The 15,405-nt window shown below is 73.3% G+C and carries 16 protein-coding genes; 14 read left to right on the top strand and 2 right to left on the bottom strand.

Annotated features, from left to right (window positions below):
- Nucleotides 1-85 precede the first annotated feature (85 nt).
- The 7 genes from glmS (at nt 86) to ACFWUZ_RS30870 (ending at nt 7,101) form a co-directional block, all read left to right on the top strand.
- The gene (gene glmS / locus ACFWUZ_RS30900) at nt 86-1,933 is read left to right on the top strand and encodes a glutamine--fructose-6-phosphate transaminase (isomerizing) (protein ID WP_384380265.1); all 1,848 of its coding nucleotides are present in this window, start codon (nt 86-88) and stop codon (nt 1,931-1,933) included.
- 14 nt (nt 1,934-1,947) lie between these two features.
- Nucleotides 1,948-2,319 (top strand): holo-ACP synthase, encoded by a 372-nt coding sequence (locus ACFWUZ_RS30895; protein WP_384380371.1) that lies wholly within the window; start codon nt 1,948-1,950, stop codon nt 2,317-2,319.
- 26 nt (nt 2,320-2,345) lie between these two features.
- A complete protein-coding gene (locus ACFWUZ_RS30890; RefSeq protein WP_384380262.1) occupies nt 2,346-3,755 on the top strand; it encodes an NAD(P)H-hydrate dehydratase in 1,410 nt (469 codons plus the stop codon).
- Nucleotides 3,756-3,911: 156 nt separating this feature from the next.
- Nucleotides 3,912-5,048 carry an alanine racemase gene (gene alr / locus ACFWUZ_RS30885; RefSeq protein ID WP_384380259.1) on the top strand — a complete coding sequence of 379 codons (1,137 nt, stop codon included), beginning with the start codon at nt 3,912-3,914 and terminating at the stop codon, nt 5,046-5,048.
- A 20-nt stretch (nt 5,049-5,068) separates the two neighbouring features.
- Nucleotides 5,069-6,250, top strand: a complete 1,182-nt coding sequence (locus ACFWUZ_RS30880; protein WP_384380256.1) for an alpha/beta fold hydrolase — start codon at nt 5,069-5,071, stop codon at nt 6,248-6,250.
- The gene (gene tsaE / locus ACFWUZ_RS30875; protein WP_384380253.1) at nt 6,201-6,767 is read left to right on the top strand and encodes a tRNA (adenosine(37)-N6)-threonylcarbamoyltransferase complex ATPase subunit type 1 TsaE; all 567 of its coding nucleotides are present in this window, start codon (nt 6,201-6,203) and stop codon (nt 6,765-6,767) included. The genes ACFWUZ_RS30880 and tsaE overlap by 50 nt, the downstream gene beginning before the upstream one ends.
- A 115-nt stretch (nt 6,768-6,882) precedes the next feature.
- On the top strand, nt 6,883-7,101 hold the full coding sequence (locus tag ACFWUZ_RS30870; protein ID WP_384380250.1) for a hypothetical protein: 219 nt from the start codon (nt 6,883-6,885) through the stop codon (nt 7,099-7,101).
- 221 nt (nt 7,102-7,322) lie between these two features.
- Here ACFWUZ_RS30870 and ACFWUZ_RS30865 read toward each other — a convergent pair whose 3' ends face one another.
- Nucleotides 7,323-7,880, bottom strand: a complete 558-nt coding sequence (locus ACFWUZ_RS30865; RefSeq protein ID WP_384380247.1) for a hypothetical protein — start codon at nt 7,878-7,880, stop codon at nt 7,323-7,325.
- A 117-nt stretch (nt 7,881-7,997) separates the two neighbouring features.
- Between ACFWUZ_RS30865 and tsaB the strand changes: the two genes are divergently transcribed.
- From tsaB to ACFWUZ_RS30840, 5 genes are all read left to right on the top strand, one after another.
- Entirely contained in the window at nt 7,998-8,660 is a 663-nt protein-coding gene (tsaB, locus tag ACFWUZ_RS30860; RefSeq protein ID WP_384380244.1) for a tRNA (adenosine(37)-N6)-threonylcarbamoyltransferase complex dimerization subunit type 1 TsaB, read from the top strand.
- Entirely contained in the window at nt 8,657-9,166 is a 510-nt protein-coding gene (gene rimI, locus ACFWUZ_RS30855) for a ribosomal protein S18-alanine N-acetyltransferase (RefSeq protein WP_384380241.1), read from the top strand. Before tsaB ends, rimI begins: the two co-directional genes overlap by 4 nt.
- On the top strand, nt 9,159-10,319 hold the full coding sequence (gene tsaD, locus ACFWUZ_RS30850; protein ID WP_384380238.1) for a tRNA (adenosine(37)-N6)-threonylcarbamoyltransferase complex transferase subunit TsaD: 1,161 nt from the start codon (nt 9,159-9,161) through the stop codon (nt 10,317-10,319). The genes rimI and tsaD overlap by 8 nt, the downstream gene beginning before the upstream one ends.
- Entirely contained in the window at nt 10,316-10,588 is a 273-nt protein-coding gene (locus ACFWUZ_RS30845; protein ID WP_384380235.1) for a hypothetical protein, read from the top strand. Before tsaD ends, ACFWUZ_RS30845 begins: the two co-directional genes overlap by 4 nt.
- A 63-nt stretch (nt 10,589-10,651) precedes the next feature.
- A complete protein-coding gene (locus tag ACFWUZ_RS30840; RefSeq protein ID WP_384380232.1) occupies nt 10,652-11,314 on the top strand; it encodes a hypothetical protein in 663 nt (220 codons plus the stop codon).
- On the opposite strand, the gene ACFWUZ_RS30835 is transcribed toward ACFWUZ_RS30840, so the two are convergent.
- On the bottom strand, nt 11,265-12,512 hold the full coding sequence (locus tag ACFWUZ_RS30835; protein ID WP_384380229.1) for a methyltransferase domain-containing protein: 1,248 nt from the start codon (nt 12,510-12,512) through the stop codon (nt 11,265-11,267). The two genes, ACFWUZ_RS30840 and ACFWUZ_RS30835, sit on opposite strands and share 50 nt — an antisense overlap.
- A gap of 122 nt (nt 12,513-12,634) precedes the next feature.
- Here ACFWUZ_RS30835 and ACFWUZ_RS30830 point away from each other — a divergent pair, with 122 nt between their 5' ends.
- Together ACFWUZ_RS30830 and ACFWUZ_RS30825 are read left to right on the top strand one after the other, a co-directional pair.
- Entirely contained in the window at nt 12,635-13,588 is a 954-nt protein-coding gene (locus ACFWUZ_RS30830; protein WP_384380226.1) for a polysaccharide deacetylase family protein, read from the top strand.
- A complete protein-coding gene (locus tag ACFWUZ_RS30825) occupies nt 13,585-14,478 on the top strand; it encodes a polysaccharide deacetylase family protein (RefSeq protein ID WP_384380224.1) in 894 nt (297 codons plus the stop codon). The genes ACFWUZ_RS30830 and ACFWUZ_RS30825 overlap by 4 nt, the downstream gene beginning before the upstream one ends.
- The last annotated feature ends 927 nt before the right edge of the window (nt 14,479-15,405 follow it).

The following is a 15,405-nucleotide window of genomic DNA, read 5'->3' as shown; positions in this document are numbered from 1 at the left end:
CCCGCTCCGGCGCTGTCGCCGGGGCGGGGTTTTCGTCTTGTTCGGGTACGGGGCAAGAGCCCGACTCAGGCGTACCCTGCCGCCTATGTGCGGAATTGTGGGTTACGTGGGAGCGCAGTCGGCGCTCGATGTGGTCATCGCCGGACTCAAGCGGCTGGAGTACCGCGGCTACGACTCGGCGGGCGTCGCCGTCCTCGCCGACGGGGACCTCGTCTCCGTCAAGAAGGCCGGCAAGCTCGTCAACCTGGAGAAGGAACTCGTCGGGCGGCCGCTGCCGGCCGGCTCCACGGGCCTCGGACACACCCGGTGGGCGACCCACGGCGGACCCACCGACGCCAACGCCCACCCCCACCTGGACAACGCGGGCCGGGTGGCCGTCGTCCACAACGGCATCATCGAGAACTTCGCCGCGCTGCGCGCCGAACTCGCCGAGCGCGGCCACCGGCTGGAGTCCGAGACCGACACCGAGGTCGTGGCCCACCTGCTGGCGGAGCGCTTCACCGCCACCGCGGACCTCGCGGAGGCCATGCGGCAGGTGTGCCGGCGGCTGCAGGGCGCCTTCACCCTGGTCGCCGTGCACGCCGGCCAGCCCGACGTGGTGGTCGGCGCCCGCCGGAACTCGCCCCTGGTCGTGGGCGTGGGCGAGGGCGAGAACTTCCTCGCCTCGGACGTCGCCGCCTTCATCGCCCACACCCGGTCCGCGATCGAGCTCGGGCAGGACCAGGTCGTCGAACTGCGCCGCGAAGGCGTCACGGTGACCGACTTCGACGGCGCACCCGCACCCGTGCGGGCGTACCACGTGGACTGGGACGCCTCGGCGGCCGAGAAGGGGGGGTACGACTACTTCATGCTCAAGGAGATCGCCGAGCAGCCGAAGGCCGTCGCCGACACCCTCCTCGGCCGGATCGACGCGAACGGCTCGCTGACCCTGGACGAGGTGCGCATCCCCGACTCGGTCCTCCGGGAGGTCGACAAGGTCGTCATCGTGGCCTGCGGCACCGCCTACCACGCCGCCATGATCGCGAAGCTGGCCATCGAGCACTGGACCCGCATCCCCTGCGAGACGGAGCTGGCGAGCGAGTTCCGCTACCGCGACCCGATCCTGGACCAGCGGACGCTGGTGGTCGCGATCTCGCAGTCCGGCGAGACCATGGACACCCTGATGGCGCTCCGGCACGCCCGCGAGCAGGGAGCCAAGGTGCTGGCCATCTGCAATACCAACGGCTCGACGATTCCCCGCGAATCCGACGCCGTGCTGTACACGCACGCCGGACCCGAGGTGGCCGTCGCCTCGACCAAGGCCTTCCTGACGCAGCTGGTGGCCTGCTACCTGGTCGCCCTCTACCTCGGACAGGTCCGGGGCACCAAATGGGGCGACGAGATCGAGGTGGTCATCCGGGAGCTGTCCGACATCGCCGCCGCCGTCGACACCGTCCTGGAGACCATGGAGCCCGTACGGGCCCTCGCGCGGTCCCTGGCCGACAAGGACACCGTGCTGTTCCTCGGCCGCCACGTCGGCTACCCGGTGGCCCTGGAGGGCGCCCTCAAGCTCAAGGAGCTGGCGTACATGCACGCCGAGGGCTTCGCGGCGGGCGAGCTCAAGCACGGCCCGATCGCACTGATCGAGGAGGACCTGCCGGTCGTCGTCGTCGTGCCCTCGCCGCGGGGGCGGTCGGTGCTCCACGCCAAGATCGTGTCGAACATCCAGGAGATCCGGGCGCGCGGGGCCCGCACCATCGTCATCGCGGAGGAGGGCGACGAGGCCGTCCTCCCGTACGCCGACCACCTGATCCGGATCCCGGCGACACCGACCCTGCTCCAGCCGCTGGTGGCGACGGTGCCGCTGCAGGTGTTCGCCTGCGAGCTGGCGACGGCACGCGGCAACGAGGTCGACCAGCCGCGTAATCTCGCCAAGTCGGTGACGGTGGAGTAGCAGGCGGGGCAGGGATTGTGATTATCGGCGTAGGAATCGATGTCGCGGAGATCGAACGCTTCGGCGCGGCGCTGGAACGCACGCCGCAGCTGGCGCAACGGCTCTTCCTCGATTCCGAGTTGATGCTGCCGAGCGGCGAGCGGCGCGGGACCGCCTCGCTCGCCGCCCGGTTCGCCGCGAAGGAGGCGCTCGCCAAGGCCCTCGGCGCGCCCGCCGGGATGCTGTGGACCGACGCCGAGGTCTACGTCGAACAGTCCGGGCAGCCGCGGCTGCGGGTGTCCGGGACGGTCGAGGCCCGGGCGCTGGCGCTGGGCGTGAAGTCCTGGCACATCTCGCTGAGCCACGACGCCGGCATCGCCTCCGCCGTGGTGATCGCCGAGGGATGACCCCCGCCGTGCGGCAGGCTGGTCCCATGCGTACTGCTTACAGCGTGGAGACCGTACGGGCCGCCGAGCGGGAGCTGATGGCCCGGCTGCCCGAAGGCGCCCTGATGCAGCGGGCTGCGGCCGGACTGGCCGCCGTCTGCGCCGGGCTGCTGACCCGGCGCCGGGGCCGCGTGTACGGGGCACGGGTAGCCCTGCTGGCCGGGCCCGGGGACAACGGCGGCGACGCCCTGTACGCGGGCGCGCGCCTCGCCCGGCGCGGGGCCGGGGTCACGGCGGTACCGATGGATCCGGAGCGCCTGCACCCGGGCGGGCTGGCCGCGCTGCGGGCCGCCGGCGGGCGGCTGGCGGCGGCCGTCCCGGACCGGGCGGACCTGGTGGTGGACGGGCTCCTCGGGATCGGCGGCCGCGGCGGGCTGCGGCCCGCGGCCGCGGCCCTGGCCGGGCAGGTCCCGCCCGGGGTGCCGGTGGTCGCGGTGGACCTGCCGAGCGGGGTCGACGCCGACACCGGCGAAGTGGCCGGGCCCGCCGTGGCCGCCGACGTGACGGTGACCTTCGGCGCGTACAAGCCCGGGCTGCTAGTCGACCCCGGCGCCTCGCGGGCGGGGGCGGTGCACCTGGTGGACATCGGGCTGGAGCTGCCGGACGCGGAGATGGAGGCCCTCCAGCACGCCGACGTGGCGCGGCTGCTGCCGTTGCCCACCGCGTCGAGCGACAAGTACCGGCGCGGGGTCGTCGGCATCCTCGCCGGGTCCCGGCAGTACCCGGGCGCGGCGGTCCTGACCGTCGCCGGAGCCCTGCGGGGCGGTGCGGGCGCGGTGCGCTACGCGGGACCGGCGGCCGAGGCCGTCCTCGCCGGGTACCCCGAGACGCTGATCGGGCGCGGCCGGGTGCAGGCGTGGGTGGCCGGGCCCGGGCTGGGGGAGGGGCGCGCCGGGGAGGTCGCGGAGGTGCTGGCCCAGGACGTTCCGGTGCTGGTCGACGCGGACGGGCTGCGCGGGCTGGACCCCGCGGTGCTGCGGGCCCGGACGGCCCCGACCCTGCTGACCCCGCACGCCGGGGAGGCGGCCGCGCTGCTGGGGGTGGCGCGGGAGGAGGTCGAGGCGGGACGGCTGTCCGCGGCGCGGGCCCTGGCGGAGCGGTACGGGGCGGCCGTGCTGCTGAAGGGCTCGACGACGCTCGTGGCCGGCGGCGGCCGCCCCGTCCGGGTGAACCCGACCGGGACCGCGTGGCTGGCGACCGCCGGGAGCGGGGACGTGCTGTCCGGGCTGGCCGGGTCCCTGCTGGCGGCGGGGCTGTCCGGGGCGGACGCCGGGGCGGTGGGCGCGTACCTGCACGGGCTGGCGGGGCGCCGGGCCGCCGGTGGCGGCGCGCCGGTGCTGGCCCATGAGGTCGCCGAAGCCCTGCCCGGCGCCTGGCGGGACACCCGCCACCCTTGACCGCCGGGCCGGGCCCCGGGGCTCCGCCCCCGACTCCGCGCCTCAAACGCCGGCGGGGCTGGATTTGCCGGGGCCCGGCTACGTCCGCCGCCCCCGCTGCTTCTGCCGGGGCCGGGACTGCCGGGGGGTTGAGCGGGGTCTGAGAGACTGTGGGCGATGAACGAGACACCCATGCGCGTGTACGCCGAGATCGACCTCGAGGCCGTACGGGAGAACGTGCGCGCGCTGCGCGAGCGGGCGCCCCGGTCCGCCCTGATGGCCGTGGTCAAGTCGAACGCCTACGGGCACGGGGCCCTGGCCTGCGCCAGGGCAGCCCAGGAGGCAGGCGCCTCCTGGCTCGGGACGGCCACGCCCGAGGAGGCGCTCGCGCTGCGCGCCGCCGGGATCGAGGGCCGGATCATGTGCTGGCTGTGGACCCCCGGAGGGCCCTGGCGGGAAGCCGTCGAGGCCGATCTGGACGTCTCCGTCAGCGGGATGTGGGCCCTGGACGAGGTCCGGGCCGCCGCGCGCGCCGCGGGCCGCCCCGCGCGCGTCCAGCTCAAGGCCGACACCGGGCTCGGCCGCAACGGCTGCCAGCCCGCCGACTGGGCGGACCTGGTCGGCGCGGCCGTCGCCGCCCAGGCCGAGGGCACCGTCCAGGTCACCGGCGTCTGGTCGCACTTCGCCTGCGCCGACGAGCCCGGGCACCCGTCCATCCAGCTCCAGCTCGCCGCCTTCCGCGACATGCTGGCGTACGCCGAGAAGGAGGGCGTCGAGCCCGAGGTCCGGCACATCGCCAATTCGCCCGCCACGCTCACCCTCCCCGAGTCGCACTTCGACCTGGTCCGCTGCGGAATCGCGGTCTACGGGGTGTCACCCGCCCCGGAACTCGGCACCCCGGCCCAGCTGGGCCTGCGCCCCGCGATGGCCCTCAAGGCCTCCCTCGCCCTGGTCAAGACCGTCCCGGCCGGGCACGGGGTGAGCTACGGGCACCACCACGTCACCGAGGCCGAGACGCACCTCGCGCTGGTCCCGGCCGGGTACGCCGACGGGATTCCGCGGCACGCCTCCGGGCGCGGGCCCGTCCTCGTCGGCGGCAAGGTCCACCACGTCGCCGGGCGGGTCGCCATGGACCAGTTCGTGGTCGACCTGGGTGACGACCTCGCCCGGGCCGGGGACCAGGTCGTGATCTTCGGCGACGCCGAGCGCGGTGAACCCACCGCCGAGGACTGGGCCGGGGCGTCGGGCACGATCGCGTATGAGATCGTCACCCGTATCGGAGGGCGCGTGCCCCGGGTGTACCTGGGCGGCTGAGGTGGAGTGAGGGCGGCGGCGTGAGCGAGAACTGGCGCAAGGCCGGCTGGGCCGGTGCCGCCATCGGCGTGCTGGCCGCGGGTGCCGCGGCCGGGGTCGCGGTCGAGCGGATCACCGTGGGACGCGGCATGCGCAGGGAGGCGCGCCTGGCCCTGGACGTCGCCGGGGACTACGGCTCCCTGCGCGGGACCGAGGGGATCTGCCGCGCCGAGGACGCCACCGAGCTCTATTACGAGATCGACGAACTGCCCGGAGACGCCGCGGCCAAGCGGCGCCTGAGGCGCAAGGCCGAGCCCCCGGCCACCGTCGTCTTCTGCCACGGCTACTGCCTCGGCCAGGACTCCTGGCACTTCCAGCGCGCCGCCCTGCGCGGAGTGGTCCGCGCCGTGTACTGGGACCAGCGCAGCCACGGCCGCAGCGCGCGCGGCATGGCCCAGGCGGACGGCGAGCCCGTCACCATCGAGCAGCTCGGCCGGGACCTGAAGGCCGTCATCGACGCGGCCGCCCCCGAGGGCCCGCTGATCCTCGTGGGTCACTCGATGGGCGGTATGACCATCATGGGATGTGCCGAGCAGTTCCCGGACCTCGTGCGCGAACGCGTCGTCGGCGTGGCCCTGGTCGGCACGTCCAGCGGAGACCTCGGCGGGGTGACGTACGGGCTGCCGTCCGTCGGCGTGGGCGCCGTACGCCGGCTGCTGCCGGGCGTCCTCAAGGCGCTGGGCTCGCAGGTGGAACTGGTGGAGAAGGGGCGCCGGGCCACCGCCGACCTCTTCGCCGGCATGATCAAGATGTACTCGTTCGGCTCCCGCGACGTGGACCCGGCCATCGCGCGCTTCGCGGAGCGGCTCATCGAGGCCACCCCGATCGACGTGGTCGCCGAGTTCTACCCGGCCTTCCAGACCCACGACAAGACGGCCGCGCTCCAGCGGTTCGCGGACATCCCCGTCACCGTCATCGCCGGGGCCCGGGACATGATCACCCCGCTCGCGCACAGCGAGGCCATCAAGGAGGTGCTGCCCGGCGCCGAACTGGCCGTCCTGGAGAGCGCCGGGCACCTGATGATGCTGGAGCAGCCGGAGACCGTGACCGGGCTGCTGACCGAGCTGCTGGCGCGCACCGGAGCGGTTCCCGCAGCGACTAACGTTGGCGGGCATGGAAGAAGTACCGCTGGAAGCGCGGCGCGGCCCGGCACCGGAGCCTGAGACCGGGGTCGCGACCGAGACCGTCATCACCATCGACTCCCCCGACGCGATGCGGGAGCTGGGCCGCAGGATCGCCGGCCTGCTGCGTCCGGGCGACCTCGTGCTGCTGACCGGGGAGCTGGGAGCCGGCAAGACCACCCTGACCCGCGGCCTCGGCGAGGGCCTGGGCGTGCGGGGGGCCGTGACCTCGCCGACCTTCGTCATCGCCCGCGTCCACCCCTCGCTGGGGGAGGGGCCGCCCCTGGTGCACGTGGACGCGTACCGCCTGGGCGGCGGGCTCGACGAGATGGAGGACCTGGACCTCGACGTCTCGCTGCCCGAGTCCGTGGTCGTCGTGGAGTGGGGCGACGGCAAGGTGGAGGAACTCTCCGACGACCGGCTGCACGTGGTGATCGCGCGGGCGGTCGGCCACGAGGAGGTGCTGGACGACGTACGGCAGGTCTCGCTGCGCGGGGTCGGCGCGCGCTGGGGTGCCGGAGCGGGGCTGGAAGCCCTGGCCGGGGTCCTCTCGGAATAAACATGCCGACAACAGGTCGGCAAGATATTGCGCTGGTGGCAGCGCACGTGGTGACATGGTACCGAGAGTTTCTTAGGTATGCCTAAGTTCGGCGTCCCCGGGTTCAGGAGGCACCATGTCGGCACCAGCAGGAGCACACCGCGAGCCCCGGCCGTCTGCCGTGTCCATGCGGACGCTGCTCGCCGCGGGCCTGGCCGCCACCGCCGTCTCCACGCCTCCCGCGCGCCACGAGGCGCCGCCCGGAAACGGGACCGGCGGGACCGGCGGGGTGGCCGCGGCGGTCAGGGCCGGCGCAGCTGCGGAGCAGGGTGTTCCGGAGTCCGAAGCGGCCTGAGCCGGGCCGGGGCGCTGCGCGGCCCGCAGGCGGACCGGCGGGGCAGGGCGCGTACGGCAGAGCATGCGCCGGAGCCGCGTACGGCCGCGCCCGGCGAGTGAAGGCGAGGCCGGGGACGGCGTGACGGCGTGTACCGCGTTCGGGTGAACGGGGAGACGTCAGGGAACGACGGGGAGACGTCAGGGAACGACGGGGAGACGTCAGGGAACGACGGGGAGACGTCAGGGAACGACGACGACCTTCGCGTTGATCGTCGCGAACGCCCAGATCGCGTCACCGTCCGCGCGCGACATGCGGATGCCGCCCGTCTTCTTGTTCGGGTCCGGCTCCGGCGTCGCACCGTCCACGCGCGCGCTGAACCCCACCACCACGCCGTCGGCGTTGGCGAACCGCACGACGTGCTCGACCGGCACCCCGTCCGAACCGGTCACCGTGTTCGAGCGCGAGCTGACCGCGTAGCTCCCCGGCTTCGGGTGCACCGTGCTCGGCACCACCGGGAAGGACTTCGGCTCCTGTCCCGCCTCTCCCACCAGCCACACCCGCTTCTGACCCACGGAGTACACGACGCGCACCCCGCTGCCCGAGTCGGCCGGCAGGGGCACCGGCTTGGCCGGGTCGAGCTTGGCAGGGACCTGGTTCTCGACGGGAGCCGGAACCGGCTGGGCCGCCTTCGGAGGAGCGGCGGGAGCCGTCGCCGACGCCTGGTAGCCGAGGAAGCCCACGACGGCGATTGCCGCGGCGGTGAGCCCGGCCACGATTCCCGAGCTGCTGCGTGCCACCTTGCTCCACCCTCCGCGCCGACCGGCTGACTAGTCCACCTCGATCGAAAGGTAGCAGCCGGGCCGCCCGGTGCCCGGCCGCAAGGCCCCCGCTGCCGGGAGTCGTAGGCTGTTCGCGTGCTCCTGCTCGCTGTAGATACCGCCACGCCCGCCGTCACCGTCGCCCTGCACGACGGCGAGTCCGTCCTCGCCGAGTCGAACCAGGTCGACGCCCGCCGCCACGGGGAGCTGCTGCTGCCCTCCGTCGACAAGGTCCTCGCCGAGGCCGGGCTCACGCTCGACGCCCTCACCGGCATCGTCGTCGGAGTCGGCCCCGGCCCCTACACCGGGCTGCGCGTCGGCCTCGTCACCGCCTCCACCTTCGCCGCCGTCCTCGGCGTGCCCGTGCACGGCCTGTGCACCCTCGACGGCCTCGCCTACGCGGCCGGGACCGCCGGGATCGAGGGCCCCTTCACCGTGGCCACCGACGCCCGGCGCAAGGAGGTGTACTGGGCCCGGTACGAGGACCCGTGCACGCGCGTCGGCGAGCCCGCCGTGGACCGCCCGGCCGACATCGCCGAACGGGTCGCGGGGCTGCCCGCGGCCGGCCAGGGCGCGCTCCTGTACCCCGAGGTCTTCCCCGACGCCCGGGGCCCCGAGCACCAGTCGGCCGCCGCCCTGGCCGCCCTGGCCGCGCAGCGGCTGGCCGCAGGCGAGGACTTCCTGCCCCCCGTCCCGCTCTACCTGCGCCGCCCCGACGCGCAGGTGCCCAAGAACTACAAGGTGGTCACCCCCCAATGACCGCGGCGAGCACGGTGCTCCGCGAGATGCGCTGGTGGGACATCGAGCCGGTGCTGGAACTGGAGCACGAGCTGTTCCCCGAGGACGCCTGGTCCGCGGGGATGTTCTGGTCCGAGCTGGCCCACGCCCGCGGCCCGCACGCCACCCGCCGCTACGTCGTCGCAGAGGACGCCTCCGGACGGCTGGTGGGCTACGCCGGGCTCGCGGCCGCAGGCGACCTGGCCGACGTACAGACCATCGCGGCCGCCCGAGACCAGTGGGGGACCGGGCTCGGCGCCCGGCTCCTGACCGACCTGCTGCGCGCCGCCACCGCCTTCGAGTGCGCGGAGGTGCTGCTGGAGGTACGGGTGGACAACACCCGCGCCCAGAAGCTCTACCAGCGCTTCGGCTTCGAGCCCATCGGCTTCCGCCGCGGCTACTACCAGCCCGGCAACGTCGACGCGCTCGTCATGCGACTGACCGACCCCGCACAAGCACGAACTGAGAGCAGTGAGAGCAATGGCTGACGAACCGCTCGTCCTCGGCATCGAGACGTCCTGCGACGAGACCGGCGTCGGCGTCGTCCGGGGCACCACCCTGCTCGCGGACGCGATCGCCTCCAGCGTCGACGAACACGCCCGCTTCGGCGGTGTCGTGCCCGAGGTCGCCTCGCGCGCCCACCTGGAGGCGATGGTCCCGACCATCGAGCGTGCCCTGAAGGAGGCCGGGGTCAGCGCCCGCGACCTCGATGGCATCGCCGTCACGGCCGGACCCGGACTCGCCGGGGCGCTGCTGGTGGGCGTCTCGGCGGCCAAGGCGTACGCGTACGCACTGGGCAAGCCGCTGTACGGGGTGAACCACCTCGCCTCGCACATCTGCGTGGACCAGCTGGAGCACGGGCCGCTGCCCGAGCCGACCATGGCGCTGCTGGTGTCCGGCGGGCACTCCTCCCTGCTGCTGGCCCCCGACATCACCTCCGACGTACGGCCGCTCGGCGCGACCATCGACGACGCGGCGGGCGAGGCCTTCGACAAGATCGCGCGCGTGCTCCAGCTGGGCTTCCCCGGCGGACCCGTCATCGACCGGCTCGCGCGCGAGGGCGACCCGAAGGCGATCAACTTCCCGCGCGGGCTGACCGGGCCCCGCGACGCGGCGTACGACTTCTCCTTCTCCGGGCTGAAGACGGCCGTGGCCCGCTGGATCGAGGCGAAGCGGAACGCGGGCGAGGACGTGCCCGTACGCGATGTGGCCGCTTCCTTCCAGGAAGCCGTCGTGGACGTGCTGACGCGCAAGGCGATCCGTGCCTGCAAGGACGAGGGCGTCGACCACCTGATGATCGGTGGCGGCGTCGCGGCCAACTCGCGGCTGCGCTCGCTCGCACAGGAGCGGTGCGACGCCGCGGGGATCGTCCTGCGGGTGCCGCGGCCCAAGCTGTGCACCGACAACGGTGCGATGGTCGCGGCCCTGGGCGCGGAGATGGTCAAGCGGAACCGGCCGGCTTCGGACTGGGACCTGTCCGCCGACTCCTCGCTGCCGGTGACGGACCCGCACGTGCCGGGCACCGGCGCCGGCGAGCACGGCCACGCGCACGGGTCCGACCACGCGCACGGCCACAGCCACGGACACGGCCACGATCACGACCACGTGCACGAGCTGAGCAAGGACAACCTGTACTCGTGAGCACCGTCGCGCTGATGTGGGAGGCCCGGGCCGCCGACGGCCGGGGCACCGAACTGCTGGAGTGGGCCCGGGCGCAGGTCCTCGCCCGGGAGCCGGTGCGCCGCGAGGTGTTCCGGGCCCCGCAGGACCGCGTGCTCGTCATCACCTGGTGGGAGACGGCCGAGGGCGTGGCGGCGGACCTCCCCGAACTGCCGGAGCCCGCGCCCGACTTGATCACGCGGGCGGTGCACCGCTGGCGGTTCGAGTCGATGGGGGTCGACGGGGACTGACGGCCGGGCCACCCCGGTGGGGGCCCGGCCGTGCCCGGCCGCGGTCCAGATATGGTCATGAGCATGCCTCGCAGTCAACTGCCGCCCCCACCGCCTCCCGCACACGTGCGCGCCCGGCTGGACGACACGGCCGTGCGGGCCGACCGTGCGCGGTTCCTGGAGGACCTCGGCCGGCGCAGCCTGGGCCTGGGACAGCTGCTGCTGCTCTGGTCCGTCGCGGCGGTCTGCGCGCTCGGCTGGTCCTTCTTCGGCATGGGCCTCATGGCCTTCGAGGGGGGCGATCTCGTCTCCGTCCCCCTCGGCGTCGTCTTCATCCTGCTCGGCGCGGGCGTCCTGGTCCCCGCCGGCTTCTGGTTCGCCAGGGGCGCCCGCCACGACCTCCAGGTGCGCAGGCTGCTGTCCGCGTGGGCCGCGGCGGACCGGGACCCCGTCACCGACCGCCGACTGCGCGCGCCCGCCCGGAGCCTGACCTGGCTGCTGGCCTCCTTCCTGCTGGCCGCGGCCGGGCTGTGGGTGGCCTTCGGCGTCGCCGCGACCGCCCGCCCGGGCGAGGACACGTACGGCGAGGTCGCCTACTGCATGGGCCTCGGCATGATCCTGTGGATCACCGGGCTCCTGGGCATGGGCAAGGCGGGGGTGCACTACCGCTGGGCGGTGCGCGCCTTCCGCGAGGCGCCTACGGCCTGGCCGCGGGAGCAGAACCGGGAGGGGAACCGGGAGCGGTAGTGGGTGCCGCCGCGGGCGGCGCCGGGGCCGGCGCCGGGGCGCCGATGAGCATCGACGGGGCCCCCGCCACCCTGGTCAGGAAGACGGTCGCCGAGTTCGGCCCCTGCGGCTTCACCTTCCGGCGCAGCTCCTCCGGCTCGATCGCGGAGCCCCGCTTCTTCACGGTCAGGATGCCGACCCCGCGCTCGCGCAGCAGCGCCTTCAGCTTCTTCAGGCCGAACGGCAGCACGTCGGTGATCTCGTACGAAGTCGCGTACGGCGTCGCGCGTAGCTCGTCGGCGGTGACGTAGGCGATGGTCGGGTCGATCAGCCGGCCGTCCAGCTGCTCGGCGACCTCCGCGACGAGGTGGGCCCGGATGACCGCACCGTCGGGCTCGTAGAGGTAGCGGCCGACCGGCCCGGCCCCGGGATCGGGCAGGGGCGCGGCGGTGTGCAGGGCCCGCGGCCCGGGCAGCAGCGTGGCGCGCACGGTGCCGGGCGCGGTGCCGAACCAGAGCACGGCCTCCTTGACGTCCCCCTGGTCGGAGATCCACTCGGCCTCCGCCTCCGCGGGCACGGCCTCGTGCGGGATCCCCGGGGCGATCTTGATGGCCGCGTACTTCGCCGCGCGCGCGGTGGCGACCGCCCAGGACAGCGGCGGCGAGTAGGACTCCGGGTCGAAGATCCGCCCGCGGCCCCCGCGCCGGGCCGGGTCGATGAAGACGGCGTCGTACGAGGACACGTCCACGTCCGTCACGTCCGCCTCCCGGACCTCGATCAGCTCCGCGAGCCCCAGTGCCTCGGCATTGGCCCGCGCGACGGCGACCGTCAGCGGGTCGTGGTCCACGGCCAGTACGCGGATGCCGAGCCGGGCCAGGGCCAGGGCGTCCCCGCCGATGCCGCAGCACAGGTCCGCGAGGCTGCGTACGCCGAGGGCCGCGAGCCGATCGGCGCGGTACGCGGCCACGGAGGCACGGGTGGCCATCTCACCGCCGCCGGACGTGAAGTACATCCGGAAGGCGTCCTCCGCACCGAACTTCGCCACCGCCCGCTGCCGCAGCCGGGCCTGCCCGAGCGCGGCGGAGACCAGCCCGGCAGGGTGCTCGCGGCGCAGCCGGGTGGCGACGGCCAGCTCCTGGGCGGGGTCGTAGTCGCGGAGCGAGTCGAGGAGGGAGCGCCCCTCCGGGGTGAGGAGGGCGGCGAAGTCTTCGGGGGTCACGGCTCCATTGTCGGCGACGGGTCGGCGGGGCCGGGCCGGTGTGGGCCAGCCGGAGGAAGGTGGGGCGACCGCTCGCGGTGTCTTCCGGGGAGTCGGCCCGCGCGGTGCCAGGATGCGCTGCTATGCAGCTAGTCCGACAAAAAGAACATAAGAAGCAACTGGGTCACCGGTACGCGGCGCGTCCGCGCGGCCGGTTCGGGGTGGCGCTGGCCGCGGTGCTGGTCGCCGCCCTCGGCACGGCGTGCGGCTCCGCGGATTCCGGAGGACCGGACAAGACCAAGGCGGGCAAGGGCGCCGAAGCCGCGGGCGCGGGCGGGGCGCAGGTCAGCCAGGCCGAGCGGATGAAGGCGGCCCAGCAGGCGCGCATCGCCGCCGCGAAGAAGTGGGGCCTGGCCAAGCTCCCGCTCGCCGCCCCGGCGGCGCCCAAGGAGAAGCCCGAGATCACCACCCGCGACGGGTTCGAGGTGGACGACCACGAAGAGGAAGAACTTCCTCCGGTCTTCACCACCGTCCCGACGGAGGACAAGGTCGTCTTCCTCACGATCGACGACGGGGCCGAGAAGGACCCCGAGTTCGTGAAGATGATGCAGGAGCTGAAGATCCCGTACACGGCGTTCCTCAGCGACTACCTGGTACGCGACAACTACCCGTACTTCAAGCAGATGCAGGCCGCGGGCGTCGTCCTGAACAACCACACGCTCAACCACCGGTACATGCCGGCGCTGTCGTACGAGAAGCAGCGCCAGGAGATCTGCGGCCAGCAGGACATGATCCAGAAGCAGTTCGGCAAGCGGCCCACGCTCTTCCGCCCGCCGTTCGGCAACTACAACCAGGACACGCTGCTCGCGGCCAAGTCCTGCGGGATCAAGGCGGTGCCGCTGTGGAACGCCGAGGCGTTCACGAACCGGATGGACTACCGCGAGTGGGACCGCGACCTGCACCCCGGTGACATCATCCTCACGCACTTCCGGGGACGGGAGGACTGGAAGGGCACCATGCCTGACATGATCCGTCATGTCATGAAGACCGTCACGGAGAAGGGGTACGCCGTGGCTCGCCTGGAGGACTATCTGTGAACCACACGCGCCGGTTGGTAGCCGGAACGCTGGCCGCCGGCGCGCTCGCGCTGTCCCTGACGGGGTGCGGGGACAGCGTGGAACCCATCGAACGGCTGGGCCGCAAGACCACGCAGGAAACGCCGGACACGGCCTCCGCCACCCCGTCGCCGGCCGCGCCGTCGGCGGCGGGGAGCCCGGCGGCGGGAGGCGCCTCGGACGAGGCGTACAAGAAGTGGGGCCTGACGGCCCCCGTCCAGTACGCGCCCAAGCCCGCGCAGAAGCCGTCCCTGCCGCAGGCCGAGGCGGGCAGGGCCCGGGTCGTGGACCGAATACCCGTCCCGGCCGGGGAGAAGACCGTCTTCCTGACCTTCGACGACGGCGCGGAGAAGGACCCCGAGTTCCTGAAGATGGCGGCCGATCTCAAGCTGCCGATCAGCATGTTCCTGACGGACAGCGTGGCCTCGGCGGACTACGGGCACTTCGAGGAGCTCCGCGACAACGGCTCGGCGAGCACGATAAACAACCACACGCTGACCCACCCGAACCTGAAGACCCTGCCGTTCGCGGCACAGAAGCACCAGATATGCGGCCAACAGGACCGCCTGGAGAAGCGCTTCGGCCAGCGCCCGCCGCTCTTCCGCCCGCCGTTCGGCAACTACAACGACGACACCCTCCGGGCCGCCTCGGAGTGCGGGGTCTCGTCCGTGGTCCTGTGGCGCGTGTCGATGCAGATCAGCAACTTCCAGTACGCCGAGGGCTCCGCCCTCAAGCCGGGCGACATCATCCTGGCCCACTTCCGGGGCCCGTCCGAACTCAAGGGCTCGACGGAGACCCAGATGACGACGCGCATGCTGCAACGCATCCAGGAACAGGGCTACCGCATAGGGCGGCTGGAGGATTACTTGTAGGGGGGTGGGGGCCGGTGCCCGGGGGCCGGTACCACGGGGCGGCATCGGGGGGTCGGGGGTTGGGCTTCGGGGGCCTGTTACCCCTTCTCGGGATCAGGGAGGGTTTGGGGGTTTCCCGCCAGTCCTATCGTCTCTCCGTGGCGGGGCGGGCCCTCAAGGGCGCTCCTTCGTCGCGTCGCTTCGCGATGGCCTTCGGCCCCCCTTGACCGCCCGCCCCGCCACGGAAAGACAGGACCGACGGGAACCCCCCAAAAAGACGCTCACCGGGGACGGGTGCATGTTCGGGGTGGTCAGCGTGGCAAGGCCTGGCCTCCAGGGCCCTTGCCGGAGCGAGACCTCGACCAGATCACCGGCAGGATCGGGGAGCGCATCCACTCCCCGCCCTCTACCTCATTGCTCGGCGTCTGCGACCCGTCTGCGGCTGGACATAGGCCGCCAACGCTCCGGTGGGCGGGGCGCGTCGCCAGGCGTCTGCGACACGGCTGTGTACGCGTATGCGCGTATGCATGTGTGTGGGCGGGGGCCCACTGCGACCGTCAGGGCGCGGGAAGGGGGCTGACGGAGTCTGATGCTGGATCTTTCGGTCCCTCACTCCGGCAAGACGCCACATCTCTCCCAGCCCGCGTCCACACGGTGAATCAACCCGCTGGTGCGTGAGAGGCAAGCTCCCAGGACCTACCGGTCACGGCCCACGTCCAACCCCGGACGGGTCGCTGACGCCAAGCAACGTGCGGTGCCCACCGGACCGGTGGCGGCTTATGTTCAGCTCCGGACGGGTCGCTGACGCCAAGCAACGTGCGGTGCCACCGGACCGGTGGCGGCGGCTTATGTTCAGCTCCAGGCGGGTCGCAGACGCTGAGGCGAGAAGGGTGTGTGCGGCGTTGATGCGCTGCCCGATCCTGCTGATGGTCTGGTCGAGGTCTGGCT

Source organism: Streptomyces sp. NPDC058646 (assembly GCF_042716875.1).
Classification (GTDB): domain Bacteria; phylum Actinomycetota; class Actinomycetes; order Streptomycetales; family Streptomycetaceae; genus Streptomyces.
The sequence above is the reverse complement of the archived record's forward strand: the minus strand, read 5'-3'. Positions and strand labels throughout refer to the sequence as shown.

Coding starts and splice junctions, on each gene's coding strand:
- glmS (WP_384380265.1), top strand. CDS start 86: ATGTGCGGAATTGTGGGTTACGTGGGAGCGCAGTCGGCGCTCGATGTG.
- ACFWUZ_RS30890 (WP_384380262.1), top strand. CDS start 2,346: ATGCGTACTGCTTACAGCGTGGAGACCGTACGGGCCGCCGAGCGGGAG.
- alr (WP_384380259.1), top strand. CDS start 3,912: ATGAACGAGACACCCATGCGCGTGTACGCCGAGATCGACCTCGAGGCC.
- tsaE (WP_384380253.1), top strand. CDS start 6,201: ATGGAAGAAGTACCGCTGGAAGCGCGGCGCGGCCCGGCACCGGAGCCT.
- ACFWUZ_RS30870 (WP_384380250.1), top strand. CDS start 6,883: ATGTCGGCACCAGCAGGAGCACACCGCGAGCCCCGGCCGTCTGCCGTG.
- rimI (WP_384380241.1), top strand. CDS start 8,657: ATGACCGCGGCGAGCACGGTGCTCCGCGAGATGCGCTGGTGGGACATC.
- tsaD (WP_384380238.1), top strand. CDS start 9,159: ATGGCTGACGAACCGCTCGTCCTCGGCATCGAGACGTCCTGCGACGAG.
- ACFWUZ_RS30840 (WP_384380232.1), top strand. CDS start 10,652: ATGCCTCGCAGTCAACTGCCGCCCCCACCGCCTCCCGCACACGTGCGC.
- ACFWUZ_RS30830 (WP_384380226.1), top strand. CDS start 12,635: ATGCAGCTAGTCCGACAAAAAGAACATAAGAAGCAACTGGGTCACCGG.